Origin of the sequence: Microbulbifer elongatus, from assembly GCF_020524885.1 — a bacterium.
GTDB lineage: Bacteria > Pseudomonadota > Gammaproteobacteria > Pseudomonadales > Cellvibrionaceae > Microbulbifer > Microbulbifer elongatus_A.
The window spans coordinates 220,117-239,079 of record NZ_JAIVKJ010000002.1; the positions used below are offsets into that span (position 1 = coordinate 220,117).

General features: G+C 60.0%; 15 protein-coding genes. 12 read left to right on the forward strand and 3 right to left on the reverse strand.

The window, feature by feature from the left end; genetic code table 11:
* The first annotated feature begins 88 nt into the window (after positions 1 to 88).
* The 4 genes from LC059_RS08295 to LC059_RS08310 all read left to right on the forward strand — a co-directional run bounded on the left by LC059_RS08295 (position 89) and on the right by LC059_RS08310 (position 7,156).
* Complete coding sequence (locus tag LC059_RS08295) at positions 89 to 1,378, forward strand: TolC family protein (RefSeq protein ID WP_226703381.1); 1,290 nt, start codon at positions 89 to 91, stop codon at positions 1,376 to 1,378.
* Positions 1,379 to 1,396: 18 nt separating this feature from the next.
* Positions 1,397 to 2,986: an efflux RND transporter periplasmic adaptor subunit gene (locus tag LC059_RS08300; protein WP_226703382.1), complete on the forward strand. Its 1,590-nt coding sequence runs from the start codon at positions 1,397 to 1,399 to the stop codon at positions 2,984 to 2,986.
* The gene (locus LC059_RS08305) at positions 2,983 to 6,111 is read left to right on the forward strand and encodes an efflux RND transporter permease subunit (RefSeq protein ID WP_226703383.1); all 3,129 of its coding nucleotides are present in this window, start codon (positions 2,983 to 2,985) and stop codon (positions 6,109 to 6,111) included. Before LC059_RS08300 ends, LC059_RS08305 begins: the two co-directional genes overlap by 4 nt.
* Before the next feature lie 79 nt (positions 6,112 to 6,190).
* Entirely contained in the window at positions 6,191 to 7,156 is a 966-nt protein-coding gene (locus tag LC059_RS08310; protein ID WP_226703384.1) for a lysophospholipid acyltransferase family protein, read from the forward strand.
* Between the two features lie 63 nt (positions 7,157 to 7,219).
* Here LC059_RS08310 and LC059_RS08315 read toward each other — a convergent pair whose 3' ends face one another.
* Together LC059_RS08315 and LC059_RS08320 are read right to left on the reverse strand one after the other, a co-directional pair.
* Positions 7,220 to 8,581: a TRAP transporter large permease gene (locus LC059_RS08315; protein ID WP_226703385.1), complete on the reverse strand. Its 1,362-nt coding sequence runs from the start codon at positions 8,579 to 8,581 to the stop codon at positions 7,220 to 7,222.
* The gene (locus tag LC059_RS08320; protein ID WP_226703386.1) at positions 8,578 to 9,186 is read right to left on the reverse strand and encodes a TRAP transporter small permease subunit; all 609 of its coding nucleotides are present in this window, start codon (positions 9,184 to 9,186) and stop codon (positions 8,578 to 8,580) included. Before LC059_RS08320 ends, LC059_RS08315 begins: the two co-directional genes overlap by 4 nt.
* Positions 9,187 to 9,435: 249 nt before the next feature.
* Here LC059_RS08320 and LC059_RS08325 point away from each other — a divergent pair, with 249 nt between their 5' ends.
* The 6 genes from LC059_RS08325 (at position 9,436) to LC059_RS08350 (ending at position 16,180) form a co-directional block, all read left to right on the forward strand.
* Positions 9,436 to 10,503, forward strand: coding sequence for a PstS family phosphate ABC transporter substrate-binding protein (locus tag LC059_RS08325; protein WP_226703387.1), 1,068 nt, complete (start codon positions 9,436 to 9,438; stop codon positions 10,501 to 10,503).
* A gap of 200 nt (positions 10,504 to 10,703) precedes the next feature.
* A complete protein-coding gene (pstC, locus tag LC059_RS08330) occupies positions 10,704 to 12,083 on the forward strand; it encodes a phosphate ABC transporter permease subunit PstC (protein ID WP_226703388.1) in 1,380 nt (459 codons plus the stop codon).
* A complete protein-coding gene (gene pstA / locus LC059_RS08335) occupies positions 12,076 to 13,377 on the forward strand; it encodes a phosphate ABC transporter permease PstA (RefSeq protein WP_226703389.1) in 1,302 nt (433 codons plus the stop codon). The genes pstC and pstA overlap by 8 nt, the downstream gene beginning before the upstream one ends.
* A 48-nt stretch (positions 13,378 to 13,425) precedes the next feature.
* Positions 13,426 to 14,328, forward strand: coding sequence for a phosphate ABC transporter ATP-binding protein PstB (gene pstB / locus LC059_RS08340; RefSeq protein WP_413231550.1), 903 nt, complete (start codon positions 13,426 to 13,428; stop codon positions 14,326 to 14,328).
* Positions 14,329 to 14,353: 25 nt separating this feature from the next.
* Positions 14,354 to 15,049: a phosphate signaling complex protein PhoU gene (gene phoU, locus LC059_RS08345; RefSeq protein ID WP_226703390.1), complete on the forward strand. Its 696-nt coding sequence runs from the start codon at positions 14,354 to 14,356 to the stop codon at positions 15,047 to 15,049.
* Positions 15,050 to 15,379: 330 nt separating this feature from the next.
* Positions 15,380 to 16,180, forward strand: coding sequence for a putative porin (locus LC059_RS08350; protein ID WP_226703391.1), 801 nt, complete (start codon positions 15,380 to 15,382; stop codon positions 16,178 to 16,180).
* Positions 16,181 to 16,260: 80 nt separating this feature from the next.
* Here the strand turns inward: LC059_RS08350 and LC059_RS08355 are convergent, their stop codons facing one another.
* Positions 16,261 to 17,553, reverse strand: coding sequence for a M48 family metalloprotease (locus LC059_RS08355; protein ID WP_226703392.1), 1,293 nt, complete (start codon positions 17,551 to 17,553; stop codon positions 16,261 to 16,263).
* A 99-nt stretch (positions 17,554 to 17,652) separates the two neighbouring features.
* On the opposite strand from LC059_RS08355, the gene LC059_RS08360 reads away from it, so the two are divergent.
* Both LC059_RS08360 and yaaA read left to right on the forward strand, forming a co-directional pair.
* Positions 17,653 to 18,144, forward strand: a complete 492-nt coding sequence (locus LC059_RS08360; RefSeq protein ID WP_226703393.1) for a DUF4265 domain-containing protein — start codon at positions 17,653 to 17,655, stop codon at positions 18,142 to 18,144.
* Positions 18,145 to 18,182: 38 nt separating this feature from the next.
* Complete coding sequence (gene yaaA, locus LC059_RS08365) at positions 18,183 to 18,962, forward strand: peroxide stress protein YaaA (RefSeq protein ID WP_226703394.1); 780 nt, start codon at positions 18,183 to 18,185, stop codon at positions 18,960 to 18,962.
* The last annotated feature ends 1 nt before the right edge of the window (position 18,963 follow it).

An 18,963-nucleotide genomic window follows, 5' to 3' on the forward strand; every position in this document is an offset into this window, starting at 1 on the left:
GCTAATTTGCGTCTTGCCTGACGCATAAATCGACGACCGCAACGGCAGACGCCGTCGCGATCCAGCATCAGTCATACAGGATTTATCCATGGGAATTGTTACGCGCGCCCTCGGCAAGCTGGCGCCGGCGCTGCTGATTGCCACATTTACCGGTCCCGCCTCGGCGCAATTGACCCTCGACAGCGCGATTCAGCTGGCACTGGACCAGGATCCCCAAACGGCGGCTGCCCTGGCCGCCGCCGACGCGGCGACGGAAACCGCCGTGGCGGACGCCCAGTGGGCCGACCCCATGGTAAAGCTGGGTGTGGCTAACCTGCCCACCGACACTTTCGCCTTTGACGACCAGCCAATGACCCAGAAAGTGATCGGCATTAGCCAGAAGCTGCCCCGCGGGGATTCCGCGGCACTCGCCGGTGAGCGCGGCGCCCACACTGCGGAGGCGGGCTATGCCGGTGCCGCGGATCTGGAACTGGCGCTGGCGCGGGACGTGGCGCTGGCCTACCTCAGCGTGGCGGAGCAGCTGCGGGTGCGCGAACTGCTGGCGGAGAACCGTCGCTGGATGCAGGAGCTGGTGGGGTACAACCGCGCGCGCCTCGCCAGTGCGCAGATCCATTCCCAGCAGCTGTTGCAGTCGCAGCTGGCACTGGCGCGACTGGACGACCGCATTGCCGCGGTGGATGGCGAGATCAATCGCGCCCGCGGCACGCTCAGCCGCTGGATCGGCGGCGCCGCCTGGGGCGTGCTGGATGCAACGCCGCCGGCCTGGCGGGATACCCGCGACTGGCTGGTTGGGCAGTCCCTTCCGGTCCCGATGGCGCTTGTGGAGCAGCACCCCGCCGTGGCTGCCAGCAGTGCCCGCGTGGCTGCAGAGCGGGCCAATGTGGCACTGGCCCAGGAGGCCTACAAGCCGCAGTTCGGTGTCGATTTCAGTTACGGCCAGCGCGACCGGACTCCAATGAGTGATGGCTCGGACTTTGCCAGCGTGATGGTGTCGTTCGACCTGCCCCTGTTCCGCCAGGATCGCCAGGACCGCCGCCTTGCCGCCAGCCGCGCGCGCGAAAGCGCTGGCATCCTGCAGCGACAGAACCTACTGCAGCAGTTGCACGCCGAGCTCAATGGTGCCGTGGCCATGGCCCAGACACTCGATCGCCGTCGCGCGGAGTACCGGGAGTACTTGCTGCCGCAGGCAGACGCTACCGCCGATGCGGTACTGCGGGGCTACGCCAGCAATACCGCGGATCTGGAAGCGGCCATTGCCGCGCGCATGGACGACATCGAGACCCAGATCAGTGCCGCGCGCCTCACCTATGGCTACTTCCGCGCCGTCGCGCGCATCCGTTATTTCCGCGCCGTCGAGCTCGACGCCAACTTCAAATAATCAGCGATCTGCAACGTTATGAACAAAATATTGATAGTCGTGCTCGCCATCATCGCCCTGGTGGTGGGAATTCTTGTGGGGCGCGGCCTGTCCGGCGGTGACGACACCGCGCAGGGAGGCAGCGGCGAAAAGAAAATCCTCTACTGGGTCGCGCCCATGGACCCCAACTACCGTCGCGACGGCCCCGGCAAATCGCCCATGGGCATGGACCTGGTGCCGGTCTACGAGGGCGAGGAAGGTGAGGCCAAGCCAGGCACCGTATCCATCTCCTCCCAGGTGGAAAACAACCTGGGTGTGCGCACCGCGGTAGCGGAGAAAGGCCCGGTGACCATAGAGGTCGACACCGTGGGCCTGGTGCAGCTGGATGAAGACAAGCTGCACCACGTGCACACCCGCCTGAGCGGTTGGGTGCACAAGAGCTGGGTCAAGGCCGTGGGGGATCGTGTGCGCAAGGGGCAGCCGCTGGTGGCGATCTACTCGCCGGAGCTCGTCAAGGCTCAGAGTGAACTGGTAGCGGCCCTGGAAAGCGGCAACCGCACCCTGATCGAGGCCACCCGCGAGCGCCTGAACAGCCTTGGGGTGCCTGCCGAGCAGGTGCGCGCGCTGGATAAATCCCGTCAGGTGAACCAGACCATCACCCTCTACTCGCCCACCGATGGCTACGTAAATGAATTCGCCGCCCGCGACGGTATGTATATCACCCCCGCCACCACCCTGATGAGCATTGGCCCGCTGGACACCGTGTGGGTGGAAGGCGAGCTGTTCCCGAAACAGGGCGCCCAGGTACGCGTGGGCGATACCGCCACCCTGCAGGGGGAGTTTGCCCCGGGCCGCAGCTGGACCGGCGAGCTAGTGCACATTCTCCCGGATCTCGACCCCAAGACCCGCACCCTGCGCGTGCGGGTGCTTGTGGAAAACGCCGATAAAACCCTGCGTCCGGGCATGTTTGTGCGCCTGCAGCTGGGCGGCCAGCAGGTGGATACGTTGACCGTACCGCGCAGCGCCCTGATCCGCACCGGTGATATGGACCGGCTGGTGATCGCCGAGGGTGGCGGCCGTTATCGCTCGGTGCGCGTGCGGGTGGGCCGCGAGCTGGGCAAGCGAGTGGAAATCCTCGCCGGACTCGAACCCGGTACCGAGGTCGTCACCTCGGCCCAGTTCCTGCTGGATTCCGAGTCCAGCATTAGCGCCGATCTGCAGCGCATCGAGGGCGAAGGTGACGCGAACAGCAGTAAAAAGTCAGCAAAAGCCGATACCGCCTGGGCCGAGGCCACGGTGCTCAGCATGCCCGACGACAACCACTACGCGCGCCTCGAGCACGGCCCGGTGCCGGAATGGGACTGGCCCGGTATGGTGATGGGATTCCATGTGGCGGAAGGCGGGCAGCAGGCATTACGCGATGCGCTGGAAAGCGGCGCGCCGCTGCGGGTGCAGATGCGCCAGCGCGACGACGGTAAATACGAGGTGATCGCCGCTCACGCCTTGGCCGATGATTCCCTGATGCCGGGACACGAAGGCCACGAGCAAATGGACCACTCGCAGATGGATCACGGCGAGATGGACCACGGTGACATGGATCACTCCGGACCGCAGGAGCCGGTGAAATGATCGCGCGTATCATCCACTGGTCCCTGCACAACCGCGCGCTGGTATTGATCGGCGCGGTGGTGCTGACCCTTGCCGGCCTCTACAGCCTGCGCAATACGCCGGTGGATGCCCTGCCGGACCTTTCCGACGTGCAGGTGATCGTCAAGACCAGCTACCCGGGCCAGGCACCGCAGGTGGTGGAGGACCAGGTTACCTACCCCCTCACCACCGCCATGCTGAGTGTACCCGGCGCGCATACGGTGCGCGGTTATTCATTTTTCGGCGATTCCTACGTTTACGTTATTTTCGACGACGATGTCGACCTCTACTGGGCCAGATCCCGTGTACTTGAATACCTGAGCCAGGTGGCCCCGCGCCTGCCCAGTGCCGCGCGCTCGGAACTGGGGCCGGATGCCACTGGCGTGGGCTGGATCTACAGCTACACCCTGGTGGACCCCACCGGCAAACACGACCTGGCGCAGCTGCGCTCACTGCAGGACTGGTTCCTGAAATACGAGCTGCAGACCCTGCCCGGGGTGTCCGAGGTGGCCACCGTGGGGGGCATGGTCAAACAGTACCAGGTGCAGGTGGACCCCCTGCGGCTGCGCGCCTACGACCTGACCCTGGCCCAGGTGCAGGCGGCGATAGAGCGCGGCAACCGCGAATCCGGTGCCTCGGTGGTGGAGATGGCGGAAGCCGAATACATGGTGCGCGCCAGCGGCTACATCCAGAGCGTGGAAGACCTGCGCCAGCTGCCGCTGCTGGTCAATGCCGCCGGCACCCCGCTGTTGCTGCGGGATGTGGCAGATGTACACCTGGGGCCGCAGATGCGGCGCGGCCTCTCCGAGCTGGATGGCGAGGGCGAGGCCGTGGGTGGTGTGATTGTGATGCGCTTCGGTGAGAACGCGCGCGCGGTGATCGACCGCGTGCGTGAGCGACTGCAAGAATTGCAGCGCAGCCTGCCGGCGGGTGTGGAAATCGTGCCCACCTACGACCGCAGCGAGCTGATCGACAGCGCGGTGGACAACCTGTGGCACAAGCTGCTGCAGGAGTTCATCGTGGTGGCACTGGTGTGCGCTCTGTTCCTGTACCACCTGCGTTCGTCGCTGGTGATCGCCATCAGCCTGCCGCTGGGGATTATCGGTGCCTTTATCGTGATGCGCCTGCAGGGCATCAACGCCAACATCATGAGCCTGGGCGGCATCGCCATCGCCATCGGCGCTATGGTAGACGGCGCCATCGTGATGATCGAGAACCTGCACAAGCATATGGAGCGCACCCCGCTCACTGAGGAGAACAGATGGAAGATTGTCGGTGAAGCGGCCAGTGAGGTGGGGCCGCCGCTGTTCTTCAGCTTGCTGATCATCACCCTGAGTTTCCTGCCGGTATTCGCGCTGGAAGGCCAGGAGGGGCGGCTGTTCGCGCCGCTGGCCTATACCAAGACCTACGCCATGGCAGTGGCCGCCGGCCTCGCCATCACCCTGGTGCCGGTGCTGATGGGCTACCTAGTGCGCGGCGAAGTGAAGCCGGAACAGGCCAACCCAATCAATCGCGCTTTTACTGCCGCCTACCGCCCGGCGCTGGAACTGGCGATCCGCCATCCGCTGCTCGTCGTCATCACCGCCCTGTTGTTGCTCGCCAGCAGCCTGTATCCGCTGTCGCGCACCGGCAGTGAATTCATGCCGCCGCTGGATGAAGGCGACCTGATGTATATGCCCAGCACCCATCCCGGCATTTCCATCGGCAAGGCCCGCGAGCTGCTGCAGCAGACCGACAAGATGATCATGCAGGTACCGGAAGTGGCGCAGGTGTGGGGCAAGATGGGCCGCGCCGAAACCGCCACCGACCCGGCGCCGCTGACCATGGTGGAGACGATTATCCGCTTCAAGCCCCGCGACCAGTGGCGGCCGGGGATGACCCCGGAAAAACTGCGCGCGGAGCTCGATGCCGCGGTGCAGTTGCCCGGGGTCACCAACGCCTGGGTGATGCCGATCAAGACCCGTATCGACATGCTCGCCACCGGCATCAAGACCCCGGTGGGCATCAAGGTTGCCGGTGCTGACCTGTACCAGATCGAGCAGATCGGTACCCAACTGGAGTCCCTGCTCAAGAATGTGCCAGGTACCGCGTCGGTATTTGCCGAGCGCGTCGAGGGCGGCCGCTATATCGATATCGACATCGACCGCAGTGCCGCGGCGCGCTACGGCCTGAATATCCAGGACGTGCAGACGGTGATCGACACCGCGGTGGGCGGCAAGAAGGTGGGTGAGACCACCGAAGGCCTGGAGCGCTATCCGATCAATGTGCGTTACCCACAGGCCTGGCGCGACTCGCCGGAAAGCCTGCGCGGCCTGCCGCTGGTGGCCCCTAACGGTACCCACCTAAGCCTCGGCGATGTGGCGACCATTGAGGTGCAGAGCGGTCCGCCGATGATCAAGACCGAGAACGCCCGCCCCAATGGCTGGATCTATATCGATATCGCCAACCGCGACCTGGGCTCGTGGGTGGCGGAGGCGCAGCAGCTGGTGGCGGACCAACTGGAGCTGCCACCGGGCTATTCCCTGGCGTGGTCCGGCCAGTACGAATACATGGAGCGCGCGCGCGAGCGCCTGGGTCTGCTGTTGCCGGTGACCCTCGGCATCATCGTCCTGTTGCTGTACTTCAGCTTCCGCCACTGGGGTGAGGTGCTGGTGATCATGGGCACCCTGCCGCTGGCGCTGATCGGCGGTCTGTGGCTGTTGTACTGGCTCGATTACAACCTGTCGGTGGCGGTGGGCGTGGGCTTTATTGCACTGGCCGGGGTGGCTGTGGAGATCGGAGTAATCATGCTCGTGTATCTCAACCAGGCTTGGCATCAGGCGCAGGCAGAGTGCGAAGCCGACGACCGCAAGCCCACCGTGGCGGACCTGCGTGAGGCGATCCGCAGCGGTGCCGGTCAGCGCATGCGCCCGGTGTTGATGACCACGTCCACCGTTTTTATCGGCTTGATACCGGTCATGCTGGGTAGTGGCGTTGGCTCGGAAGTCATGCAGCGCATTGCCGCGCCCATGGTTGGTGGTATGGTTAGTGCCATGCTGTTGACGCTGATGGTATTGCCGGCAGTGTACCGGTTGTGGAAAGGGCGCAGTCTGGCCGCCGCAACCTAGCATTCCCTTGCAGGGCGCCCGTCGAAGAAATGATCGCTTGCGAGTGGGGTGCCCCTGTTGATTAGCTGTAAGACCTGCAATGAAAAATAAAAAACCCTCCGGTGCTGTACCGGCTAAATTTGAACTGTCTTTTCTCGCGCCTCGCTTCTGGGGAACCTGGCTGTTACTGGGCTTTCTGCGCCTGATGACCGTATTGCCAAGAAGCTGGGTCATGTTCCTGGGGGCGCGGTTCGGCGATATCTTCCGCTGCTCCAATGAGAAGCGGCGGCGTATCGCCGAGGTCAACTTTGAACTGTGCTTCCCGGAAATGTCACCGGAGCAGCGTCAGGTGCTATTGGTAGATCACTTCCGGGCCTACGGGCGCAGCTTGCTGGATATGGGCCTGACACTGTGGGGCAGCGAAAAAAAGCTGAAGAAACTGGTGGAGCTGGAAGGCTTCGAGGAGCAGCAAAAGCTGGTAGCGGAAAAGAACGTACTGGCCATCACCTGGCACCTGACTACCCTTGAGCTGACCGGCCTGTTGATGACTATGGCTGGCCCAACGGTTTCGATGATGAAGTCCTTGAAAAACCCGTTGCTGACCTGGGTAGTCGCCCGCGGGCGCGGACATTTATCGGATCTAAAGTTGATGAACCGAGAGGCGGGTATCCGCCCACTGATCAAGGGCTTGAAATCGGGAAGGCAGTGCATTCTGTTGCCGGACGAAGACTTTGGCTTCCGCGGTGGGGATGTGGTTTATGTACCGTTTTTCGGCGTGCCCCGCGCCATGGTCACGACGCCGGGCCGTATTGCCAAGGCCACCGGTGCGGCTGTGACTCTCTGCACCTCACGCCTGGACCCAACCACCGGCAAATATATCTGCACCTTCACACCACCACTGACAGAGGTCAAAGGGGAAGACCCGGTGGCGGATGCCAAAGCCATCTGCAGCGCCATGGAAACCATGATCCGTAAAGCCCCGGAGCAATACTTGTGGACCTTCCGCTGGTTCTGCTCTCGGCCGGATGGTTCCGAAAGCCCCTATGATCCGGTGCCGGCTACCTGACTTGTATCGCGGCAGGCGCATCGGCTCTGGTGCGGCGCTTGCGAAGAATCATCCCGCTATCGGTTATCCCGCTAAATAAGCGGGCAACCAGGTCGCCAGCGCGGGCCATGCCGCCAGCAACAGCATCACCAGCAACTGAATCCCGATAAATGGCACTACGCCGCTGTAAATTGCGCCGGTGGACACTTCGACCGGTGCGACCCCACGCAGGTAAAACAGCGCAAAGCCAAAGGGTGGGGTAAGGAAAGAGGTCTGCAGGTTCAGCGCAATCATCACACCCAGCCATACGGGATCCAGCCCCATGGCCAGCAGCACCGGGCCGACAATGGGCACCACCACGAAAGTGATCTCGATAAAGTCGAGGATAAATCCCAGCAGGAAGATCACCAGCATCACCAGCAGGGTCGCCCCGATCACGCCACCGGGCAGGCTTTCGAAGAAGTGGGTAACCACTTCCTCACCACCAAAACCACGGAATACCAGCGAAAACAGCGAGGCGCCGATCAGGATCGCGAATACCATCGCCGTGACCTGCAGGGTGCTCTGCCCCACTTCTCCGGCACGGCTCCAGTTTAGTGCGCCTCGTCCCCACGCCAGGATCCCCGCACCCAGCGCGCCGACCGCGGCGGCTTCGGTGGGGGTGGCGGCGCCGGTAATGATGGAGCCGAGCACCAGCAGCATCAGCGCAATCGGCGGAACCAGGCTTTTCAGGGTCTGCAGCAGCTCGACTTCTTCGCGTTTGTCACGGGCGACCGAGGGTTCGCGGCGAGCAATAAACAGCAGGTAGAGAATGTAGGCGGCTACCAATATCAGGCCCGGAATGATCGCGCCCACAAACAGGTCGCCCACACTCACGGGCTTTGGGTTGAAGATCCCCTGGGACAGCTGCGCCTGCTGGTACGCATTGGACAAGGTGTCACCGAGCAGGACCAGCGCGATGGACGGCGGAATGATCTGGCCGAGGGTGCCGGTGGCGCAGATGGTTCCGGTAGCGAGCTTCGGCGAGTAGCCGCGTTTTAGCATGGTAGGCAGGGACATCAGGCCCATGGTCACCACCGTGGCGCCGACGATACCGGTGCTGGCGGCAAGCAGTGCACCCACCACCACCACGGAGACCGCCATACCGGCGGGAATACCGGAGAAAACACGTGCCAGATTGACCAGCAGCTCCTCGGCAATGCGCGCACGCTCCAGCATGACACCCATCAGAACGAACAGCGGAACCGCCATCAGGGTGCCGTTCTGCATGATTCCGAAAAGGCGGTCTGGAAACGCCCTGAGCAATTCCGCATCAAACACGCCGCCGACAATACCAAGACCGGCGGCGATCAGAGCCGTGCCGCCCAGGGTGAAGGCCACCGGGTAACCGAACATCAGTGCCGCGCACACGGCCAGAAACATCAGAAGTGGGATCAATTCCATCATGCGCTGGCCTCCCCGGCCGCTTCCCGAATCAGCGGCGCCGGCTGTGTTGATGCCTCGGCGACCTGCGGTGCGGGGGCCCCTGAGCTGGCGGGGCTGGTTTCAACCTGCATCAATGTGTTCAGGGCGCGCGCGAACTGGGCAATACCCTGTAGCGCGAGAGTCGCGGCCGCCAGTGGGATCAGGCTTTTCAGTAGGTAAACGCCACCGAGACCATCGGCGCTGGCACTGGACTCCCACACCGCCCAACTGGAGGCGGCAAACTGCAAACTGCCCACTGCAATAAAAATGCAAACGGGTAGCAGGAAGATGAGGCAGCCCACCGCGTCCACCCAGGCCTTACCTCTGGCGGACATGGTGCGATAGAAGACATCGACGCGCACGTGGGCACCGGCCTGCAGGGCATAGGCGAGACCGAGCATAAAGGCGGCTCCATGCAGGTAAACCACAGCGTCCTGCAGTGCCAGCGAGCCGCCATCGAAGCCGTAGCGCAGGGCAACCACCAGGCTCTGTATCAGTACCATGGCGAGGGTGAACCACCCCAGAAAGCGCCCGCAACCGCTGGCAAAGCGGTCGAGGGCACTGGCGATTCGCGGCAGAAACTTCATGGGAGGTCTCTCAAATCATCGTTATTGTTCTGTTATCTAGGATGAAGAGCCTACCTGCTGGTCAGAAGTTGCGCCAGCGCCGGATACAGCAGGGTGATTATGACCGCACTGAGTTTTCCGGTCATAAACTGTGCTGTTCACTGTAATCTGTTTGTAACTTTTCATTCATAGAATCGTCACTAGTTAGACATAACATGCGTCGCGTGCAGACATTTCGACCAATTTAGCGACCACTTTTTGGAGATATCCATGAACAACCGTTCTGCGAGCAAAAAAGCCCTGGCTTCGGCCCTGGCCGCTCTGACCATCGCGGCTTCCAGCGCCGCCCTGGCCGCGCGCGATCACATCAGCATCGTTGGCTCATCTACCGTCTACCCGTTCACCACGGTAGTGGCCGAGCGCTTCAGCCGCGCCACCCAGTTCAAGACTCCGGTTGTCGAATCCACGGGTACCGGCGGTGGCATGAAGCTGTTCTGCCAGGGTGTGGGTGAGAACACTGCCGACATCACCGGTGCTTCCCGTCGTATCAAGCAGTCCGAGCTGGAGATGTGTAACGGCAACGGCGTGGACGTGGTGGAAGTACAGATCGGCTTTGACGGCATCGTGCTGGCCAACGCCAAGACCGCCAAGGCCTTCGAACTGAGCCGCAAGGACATCTTCCTCGCCCTGGCCAAAGACGTACCCAACCCGGATGGCTCCGAGACGCTGGTCGCCAACCCGTACAAAACCTGGAAGCAAGTAAACCCGACGCTTCCGGACACCAAAATTGAAGTGCTGGGCCCGCCCCCGACTTCCGGTACCCGCGACGCGTTTGCCGAGCTGGCGATGGAAGGTGGTTGTAAGAAGTTTGACTGGATCGCGGCCAAGAAGTCTTCCGACAAGAATGCCTATAAAGCCATTTGCCACAATGTGCGCGAAGACGGTGCCTACGTGGAAGCCGGTGAGAACGACAACCTGATCGTGAACAAGCTGGCCGCCAACCCGAATGCCCTGGGCATCTTCGGTTTCAGCTTCCTCGATCAGAATGCGGACAAGGTGCAGGGTTCCCTGATCGAAGGCCAGGAGCCGACGTTCGAATCCATCGCCGATAACAGCTACCCGGTTTCCCGCCCGCTGTTCATCTACGTGAAGAAAGCGCACGTGGACGTGGTGCCCGGTATCAAGCAGTTCATGGCCGAGTTCACCAATGAACGCGCCTGGGGTGATGAAGGCTATCTGGCAGACAAGGGCATGATCCCGCTGCCCACTTCCAAGCGTCAGGAAGTTGCCATCAACGTTCGCAAGCTGAACGCGCTGACCAATCTGGCTGCAAAATAATCAGGAGAGATTGGGGTACGCTGCGGCGCTGCCCCGATCCACTTCTAGCAGGTAGATGGAATTACCGGCCAAGCCTCCCACAAAACAGGGGCTTGGCCGTTCTCATATCCAATACATGCAAAAACTTGTGAAGTCCGCATAATGGCCCGCGCCTTTCATCGCAGATTCACAATTCATTTGAGATAAACCCGAGCGAATCGATGCAGACCCCCACTCTCTTCGCCCTGCTGTTGCTGCTGATCCTGGTTGCCTACGGCACCGGCTTCAGCCGCGCCGTGGGAGCCGCCCGCAGCCGCGGCGGAATCCGCAGCCTTGCCTCCCTGCCCAGTTACTACGGAGTGCACACCGCGCTCTGGTGCGGACTACCGGCCCTGATCATTCTGGGCTTCTGGCTGGCTTTTGATGATTCCATTATCCGCACTCTGGTGATGGGTGGGCTCAGCGCAAAGCCGGAGTCCATTTCCGGGCAGAACCTGTTGTACGCGCAGATCCAGAATATGGCCGCGGGCAATCTGGTTGGCGAAGCGACACCGCAGCTGACGGCAGCGGCCGAACATCTGACCAGCCTGCGCCAGAGCGGTCAGTGGCTGCAGACCGCGCTGATACTGATTCTTTCTATTGGCCTAGGCGCATTTGCCCTGTTGCAGATTTCACCGGAAATGCGCGCGCGGGAGAAAGTGGAGAAAGTGCTGCGCGCGATCCTGTTGCTGTGTGCCTGCGCTGCCATCTTCACCACCGTTGGCATCCTGCTGTCGGTGCTGTTTGAATCCCTGCGCTTTTTCCAGACAGTGCCGGTGACCGAATTCCTGTTCGGCCTGCACTGGAGTCCACAGATGGCGCTGCGCGAGGATCAGGTTGGTTCCAGTGGCGCCTTTGGTGCGGTGCCCCTGTTCACCGGCACACTGATGGTTTCCGCGATCGCCATGTTTGTGGCGGTGCCGGTTGGGCTGATGTCCGCGATTTACCTCGCCGAATATGCGGGCAAGAAAGTGCGTGCTTTCGCCAAGCCGCTGATCGAGATCCTCGCCGGTGTACCCACCGTCGTATACGGCTTCTTTGCCGCGCTTACCGTGGCACCGTTTGTGCGAGAGGTGGCCCAGTCCATCGGCCTGGAGGCGTCCAGTGAAAGTGCACTGGCGGCGGGCCTGGTAATGGGCGTGATGATTATTCCGTTCGTGTCGTCTCTCTCCGACGACGTGATCAATGCAGTGCCGCAGTCCCTGCGCGACGGCGCCCTCGGCCTCGGCTCCACCAAATCCGAAACCGTGCGCAAGGTGGTGATCCCCGCTGCCCTGCCCGGCATCGTCGGTGGCGTGTTGCTGGCGGTGTCGCGCGCGATTGGCGAGACCATGATTGTGGTGATGGCCGCGGGCCTCGCCGCCAACCTCACCGCGAACCCGCTGGAATCGGTTACCACCGTAACGGTGCAAATCGTGACTCTGCTGGTGGGCGACCAGGAATTCGACAGTCCGAAAACCCTCGCCGCTTTCGCCCTCGGTCTGATGCTGTTTATCAGCACCCTGATTCTGAACTTTATCGCCCTGCACGTCGTGAAAAAATACCGGGAACAGTATGACTGATCTGACTCAATCCACCTTGACCCAGAAAGAGGTGCGCGAGCGTATCGAATCGCGGCTCGCCAGCCGCCACCGCAAGGAAAAAATCTTCCGCGGTTTTGGTATCGCGAGTATCGCATTCGGCGTGCTGGCGGTACTGGTGCTCTTCACCGACATTATCAGCAAGGGCAGCAGCGCCTTCGTGCAGACGGACATTCAGCTGGAAGTAACCTACGATCCGGCCGTCCTGGGTATCGAAACCGTGGACCAAGAGAGCCTGGCCTGGGCCAATTTCGACGGTGTTATCCGCGAAGCCTTGCGCGAGCGTTTTCCGGATGTGACCGGGCGTCGCGACAAGCGGGAACTTTACTCGCTGGTCTCCACTGGTGCCGGTTTTGCACTGCGTGAACGTCTGGCACAGAACCCGGAGCTGCTTGGGAAGTCCGAGACCCTGTGGTTCAACGCCGATGACGACGTGGACACTTACGTGAAGAGCCTGTCGAAATCCGAAGACGGCTTCCTTGGGCGGACCTCCGAACAGAAGGCGGAGTGGATACAGTCACTGCGTGAAAGCGGTGAACTGGAGAAGCGTTTCAACACCACGTTTTTTACCAATGGTGACTCTCGTGAACCAGAACAGGCCGGCATTCGCGCGGCGCTGGTGGGCTCCCTGTTCACGCTGCTGGTGACGCTGACATTGTCGTTCCCCATTGGTGTGGCCGCGGCCATTTACCTGGAAGAGTTCGCACCGAAGAACCGCTGGACCGACCTGATCGAGGTAAACATCAACAACCTCGCGGCGGTACCGTCCATCGTGTTCGGTCTGCTGGGCCTGGCTATTTTTATCAACTTTTTTGAAATGCCACGTTCCGCACCGCTGGTAGGCGGCCTGGTACTGACCTTGATGACCTTGCCGACGATCATTATTTCCAGTCGTGCCTCGCTCAAGTCCGTGCCACCATCCATCCGCGAGGCGGCCATGGGTATGGGCGCCTCGCGGATGCAGGTGGTGTTGCACCATGTGTTGCCGCTGGCCATGCCGGGCATGCTGACCGGTGCGATTATCGGCATGGCACAGGCCCTGGGTGAGACCGCACCCCTGCTGATGATCGGCATGGTGGCATTTATCGTGGATGTGCCTGGCGGTATCACCGACCCGTCCACGGTACTGCCGGTGCAGATTTTCCTGTGGGCAGACAGCCCGGAGCGCGCCTTTGTCGAGCGTACCTCCGCCGCGATCATGGTCTTGCTCGCGGTACTGATCACCATGAATACCTGCGCAGTGTGGCTGCGCAAAAAACTTGAGCGCCGCTGGTAACGCGTTGCGCAGCCTGTGAATGCTAAGATTGCGAATCGAGAAAGAGCCATGAATACCATGACCCTGAACGCCGGCGAAGCTGTACCGGCGGAAAACAAAGCCACCAAACTGGCAGCGGAGCCCCCTTCAGTGAAAAACCAGGCCGTGAAGAAACCCGAGGAAATCGCCGGCACCGTAGGCAGCCCGTTCTGCGATGAAGCCAAGTTGCGCATGCGCAATGTCAACGTGTTCTACGGCGAAACCCAGGCCATTCACGACGTTAGCCTGGATATCGGCCGCAACCAGGTGGTGGCCATGATCGGCCCTTCCGGCTGTGGTAAATCCACTTTTCTGCGCTGCCTTAACCGCATGAACGACACCATCGAAGGTTGTCGTGTGGAAGGTGAGCTGACTCTGGATGGCGAAGCCATCTACGGCTCCAAGGTGGATGTGGTGCCCCTGCGCGCCCGGGTGGGCATGGTGTTCCAGAAGCCGAACCCCTTCCCCAAGTCCATCTACGATAACGTTGCCTACGGCCCCAAAATCCACGGTATTGCCAGCCGCCGTGCCGAGCTGGACGAGGTTGTGGAAAACAGCCTGCGCCGCGCGGGCCTGTGGAACGAAGTCAAGGATCGCCTGGACAAGCCGGGCACAGGCCTGTCCGGTGGTCAGCAACAGCGTCTGTGTATCGCCCGCGCTATTGCTGTAAACCCGGAAGTAATCCTGATGGATGAGCCCTGCTCTGCGTTGGACCCGATTGCCACCGCACGCATTGAGGAGCTAATTGACGAGTTGCGCGAGAACTACACCATCGCCATCGTTACCCACTCCATGCAGCAGGCCGCGCGCGTAAGCCAGCGTACTGCCTACTTCCACCTGGGCAAGCTGGTGGAGGTGAACGACACCGAGACCGTGTTCACCAATCCGCAACACGAACTTACAGAAGCCTACATTACCGGCCGTTTCGGCTAAGGTTGGGGAGAGCCTACAAAGAATTATGGAAATGCATTTCGATCAACACATCTCCCGCCAGTTCAACGAAGATCTTGAATCCCTCAAGACGGAAATGCTGGAAATGGGTGGCCTGGTTACCCGTCAGGTAGCCGACGCGGTAGAAGCGCTGGCCAACGCCGACAGCGAGCTGGCAGAAAAAGTCCTGCAGGTGGAAGAGGAAATCGACCGCTGCGAAATGGAGGTGGACGAGCACGCGACCCTGATCATCGCCAAGCGCCAGCCTGCGGCATCCGACCTGCGTATGGTGATGTCTGTCATTCGTATCGCCCGCGATCTTGAGCGCGTTGGCGACGAGGCCAGTAAAGTCGCCAAGATGGCCATCGCACTGACCGACGAGGGCACCGCACCGCGCGGCTATACCGAGATCCGTCACATTGCCAATGCAGTGCGCAAGATGCTCAACGATGCTCTCGACGCCTACACCCGTTTTGACGTCAAGTCTGCCATGGAAACCCTGGCGGAGGACGAGCAGGTGGACATGGACTACCGTAGTGCTGTGCGCGAGATGATCACCTACATGATGGAAGATCCTCGCAGTATCTCGCGGGTTATGAATGTGCTCTGGACCTTGCGTTCACTGGAGCGTATTGGTGATCACGCCAAGAATATCTGTGAGCAGGTGGTGTATCTGGTGAAGGGCGCGGATATCCGTCACGGAAATGAAAAAAATATGCGCTGAGTGAATATTATGTCGGGGAAACGGAAGCTTTCCCGGCATGATTTTTTCTATAAAAAGGCCGCCGAAGCGGCCTTTTTATATTTGTCGGTTTTAATTCAGTTTCTGTTCAGTTCCCCTACCTCAAACTACCTCGGCGAATGTGGTTGAATGACCAACGTATCATGCTACTTGGGACGTTCGTCACAACTACCGCTTTTCGTTGCACATAAATTTTCCTGCGCTTAGAATCCGCGCCGAATTTGCCAAGCACTAATATGGTTCACCATGAACCGCCAGGCAGTTCGGACGGGTACCAAGGGTACAGATGTAAATTAAACAGGGAACACTTCCATGAAGTTCAAGTTTGCCGCACTTCCTCTTATGCTGGCCTCTGCTGTTGTTTCTGCAGAGCAGTACAATTCTTTCACCGACGTTGATTACACCTCTGCTGATTACGGCAATTTCGATGTTGATACTCTGGGCTTTAACTCGCAGTACTACTTCGGTGCACTGAACACGTTGGGTCCGCGCAAGGAATTCAACTATATCCTGCCGGTTTCCAATATCTACGGTGGCTTTGAGTATGTCGATTACGACGGCGGCGACAGTGATAACGTGAATCTCGGCGGTGAATACTACACCGGCCAGTGGAAGCTGTTTGGAGGGCTTTCGGACTCAGATTCGGACACCCTGTACCGTGCCGGTGCTGGCTTCCTGTTTACACCGAATCTGCTCGCCGAAGCAGAAGTACGCGATTCGGACAATTCCGACACAACTTTGCTTATTCGCGGTAAATATAACCACCAGCTGACTGGCACCGATTACATTGGTTTTACCGCTGAAGTGGATGATGATTTCGATTACCGAAGCGTTTCTACAAAGTACTTCACCGCCTTGTCCGGTGGACAGTACCTGACGGCTCAGTTGAGCCTTATCGACACAGATTTCAGTGACCTCTATTGGCAGGGTGAACTCGAGTTCTATTTCAACGAAAACACCTCCATTGGTGGTGGTTACGCAGAAAATGAATCTTATTTCCTTGATGCGACCCATTTCTTTAATCGCAATGTGGCCGGCAAGATCGGATACGCCTCTAATCGCGATTTGAGCGAGCTGGACGTGTTCAGCATCGGCGTAACCGTGCAGTTGTAATTTCTACCCCGGAAATTACCCATAAAAAAGCGGGCGAAGAAATTCGCCCGCTTTTTTTATTTTTCAGAGTTTAAAAACCGCTATCCCTGATTCCCCAGCGCCTGTACGCGTGCCTGCGCCTTGGTGCCGATATCACCACTATCTTTGGCGGCAATCTGGTAATGGCTTACCGCATTCTTGGTGTTGCCCTGCTGCTCGTACACCTGGCCCAGGTAATAGTGCGCGTGAGGCGTTTCGAGATAACGGGTAGAGCGTTGCAGATCCCGCTCCGCCGCTGTGTAGTTTTTCAGTTGTGCATTGAGCATGCCGCGCATCAGCCAGTTGGAAAATAGTGTCGGGTTTTTTTGCACCGCGGTTTCATAAGACTGTAGCGCGGATTGATACTGCTTTTTCTGTGCCAGCAGGTCCCCTTCCAGCGCATAGAAGGCCGCTTCTTTAGGCTGTTGTTTTTGTGCCTGACGGGCCAAGGTCAGCGCGCGGTCGAACTGCTTGTTTTTTACCGCAGCGACGGCATCGTCATAGCTTTTGTAGGCATCTGCATCCCTTTTCAGTTGTGAGATTGCCTGCTGGTACTGGCTGCGGTTGGCTGTGCCCTGAGGTAGCTGCTTGGCGTGCTCGATATTGGCATCCACCCGCGACTGTGACGGTGGGTGGCTGGCAAACAGAGCCTCCAGGGCGCCAGCCTGCTTGCCTTTGGACAGTTCGACGAATTTCTTCTGCAGGCGTACCGCGCCGTAGGGGTCGTAACCCGCGGCGGCCATATATTTCATCCCGTACTGGTCGGATTCCAGCTCATTGTCGCGGCCGTACTTGGCAATATAGGCGGAGCCGCCGAACTGGCTGCCGAGGGAAACCAGGTCGCCATAGGCGGTATCTTGGGTGGTGGCACCAAGAATGGCGATGCCCGCCCCGAGGATTTGCTGCTGGGACATGGCCGCGGCGGAGTGTCGCGCGGCCGCGTGTACGATCTCGTGGCCGAGCACCGCTGCCAGCTCTGCTTCATCCTCCAGCAGCACCAGCAGCCCGCGGTTGACCGCGATTTTGCCCCCGGGTAGCGCCCAGGCATTGGGCGTGGAGTTGTTCAGCACCACGAACTCGTAGGGTAGTTGCGGCTGGTCAGAAACCCTGGCGAGCTTCTGACCCACGCGGCTGACGTAGCTCTGCAGGGAGGGGTCGATCAGGTATTCCCCACCCTGGGTCTGCTGGGCCTGGGGGTACTGCTGTTCTCCGAGGGCAACTTCCTGCCCCTGGGACATCAGGGACAACTCTTTCTTGCCGGTGACCGGGTTGACCGCACAGCCGGCGATACCCGCGGTCACAGAGGCTGCGATCGCCGCAGCCAGCAGGCGGTTAGAGATTGAACGCGGAATCATGGGTCTCTCCCTGTATAATGTTCGATTCATTGCCGCACGGGGCATCTTCTGCCTGCGCCGCGGCGAACGGTTATTTTACACAGTCCGGAGACCGAGGTTATGACGACCGCACTGCAGATTATCGAACTTTTCGCTGGCACCAACCCGGACGGCGAGCCGGTGGTGGAGCGTATGCAGGTGCGCGTCAACGAGGATGACAGCGTACAGCTGGTGCGTTCGCCCGCCTTTATCAAGGGCCTTGCCAGTGGCGATACCATCAAGGTCAACCGGGAAGATCCGGAAAAGCCCAGCTTCGAGCTGATCAAGCGCTCCGGCAATCTGGCGGTGCGGGTGTTCTGTCGTGGCGACAGCACCAAGCTTTCTGACCAGCTGACCCCGCAGCTGGAAAAGCTGGGCGGCGAGCTGGATATGGAGAGTCCACGCCTGCTGGTGTACAGCATCCACGTGAGCTGCGGTTTTGAGGAGATCGAGAAGATCCTTAACGGCGTATGTGATGGTGCCAACAGTGTCTGGTATTACGGCAATGTGTACGATCCGGTGGATGGCCAGACGCCGCTCAACTGGTGGCAAGACATCCTTAAACCAGAATAAGCCCGCGCTTCTGTATTTAGTTCGATAGAGTTTGCAGTATGTTGATTGTCATCTCCCCCGCCAAAACCCTCGATTACGAGAGCGAGATCCCCGCGCTGGAGACCACCCAGCCGGATTTCCTCAAGGAATCCGCGGCCCTTATCAAGGAGCTGAAGTCACTCAGCCCGCAAGACATTTCCAGCCTGATGAAGATCTCTGACAAGCTGGGTGTGCTCAACTACGATCGCTTCCACAGTTGGAAGCGTCCGTTCACCGACAAAAATGCGCGCCCCGCGCTGCTGGCGTTCAAGGGCGATGTGTACACCGGGCTCGAGGCGGAAACTCTGGGCAAGCGGGATTTTGCCTTTGCGCAAAAGCATTTGCGTATGCTTTCGGGTCTCTATGGTCTGTTGCGCCCTCTGGACCTGATGCAGCCCTACCGACTGGAAATGGGCACCAGGTTTGCCAATGCGGGTGGCAAGAATCTGTACGAATTCTGGGATGGCAAGATTACCGATGCGCTAAACGCGCAGCTCAAGGCACTGAAAAGCCGCGAGTTGGTGAACCTCGCTTCCAATGAGTACTTCAAGTCCGTACAGCCGAAAAACCTGGAAGCAGAGGTCGTTACTCCACACTTCAAGGACTGGAAAAACGGCCAGTACAAGATGATCAGCTTCTTTGCCAAGAAAGCCCGCGGCATGATGAGTCGCTGGGCGATCGACAACCGGGTGAAAAAGGCGGATGAGCTGAAAGGCTTTGACGTGGCTGGATATTATTACAGCGAAGAGCACTCAAAAGGCAACGACTGGGTGTTCCTGCGCGACGAACAGCCTGCCTGAC

Bases quoted from the DNA above. Each gene is read 5' to 3' on its own strand.
- phoU (WP_226703390.1), top strand. From the start codon at position 14,354: ATGGAAATGCATTTCGATCAACACATCTCCCGCCAGTTCAACGAAGAT.
- pstA (WP_226703389.1), top strand. From the start codon at position 12,076: ATGACTGATCTGACTCAATCCACCTTGACCCAGAAAGAGGTGCGCGAG.
- LC059_RS08310 (WP_226703384.1), top strand. From the start codon at position 6,191: ATGAAAAATAAAAAACCCTCCGGTGCTGTACCGGCTAAATTTGAACTG.
- pstC (WP_226703388.1), top strand. From the start codon at position 10,704: ATGCAGACCCCCACTCTCTTCGCCCTGCTGTTGCTGCTGATCCTGGTT.
- LC059_RS08325 (WP_226703387.1), top strand. From the start codon at position 9,436: ATGAACAACCGTTCTGCGAGCAAAAAAGCCCTGGCTTCGGCCCTGGCC.
- yaaA (WP_226703394.1), top strand. From the start codon at position 18,183: ATGTTGATTGTCATCTCCCCCGCCAAAACCCTCGATTACGAGAGCGAG.
- LC059_RS08360 (WP_226703393.1), top strand. From the start codon at position 17,653: ATGACGACCGCACTGCAGATTATCGAACTTTTCGCTGGCACCAACCCG.
- LC059_RS08300 (WP_226703382.1), top strand. From the start codon at position 1,397: ATGAACAAAATATTGATAGTCGTGCTCGCCATCATCGCCCTGGTGGTG.
- LC059_RS08350 (WP_226703391.1), top strand. From the start codon at position 15,380: ATGAAGTTCAAGTTTGCCGCACTTCCTCTTATGCTGGCCTCTGCTGTT.
- LC059_RS08315 (WP_226703385.1), bottom strand. From the start codon at position 8,581: ATGATGGAATTGATCCCACTTCTGATGTTTCTGGCCGTGTGCGCGGCA.
- LC059_RS08295 (WP_226703381.1), top strand. From the start codon at position 89: ATGGGAATTGTTACGCGCGCCCTCGGCAAGCTGGCGCCGGCGCTGCTG.
- LC059_RS08320 (WP_226703386.1), bottom strand. From the start codon at position 9,186: ATGAAGTTTCTGCCGCGAATCGCCAGTGCCCTCGACCGCTTTGCCAGC.
- pstB (WP_413231550.1), top strand. From the start codon at position 13,426: ATGAATACCATGACCCTGAACGCCGGCGAAGCTGTACCGGCGGAAAAC.
- LC059_RS08355 (WP_226703392.1), bottom strand. From the start codon at position 17,553: ATGATTCCGCGTTCAATCTCTAACCGCCTGCTGGCTGCGGCGATCGCA.
- LC059_RS08305 (WP_226703383.1), top strand. From the start codon at position 2,983: ATGATCGCGCGTATCATCCACTGGTCCCTGCACAACCGCGCGCTGGTA.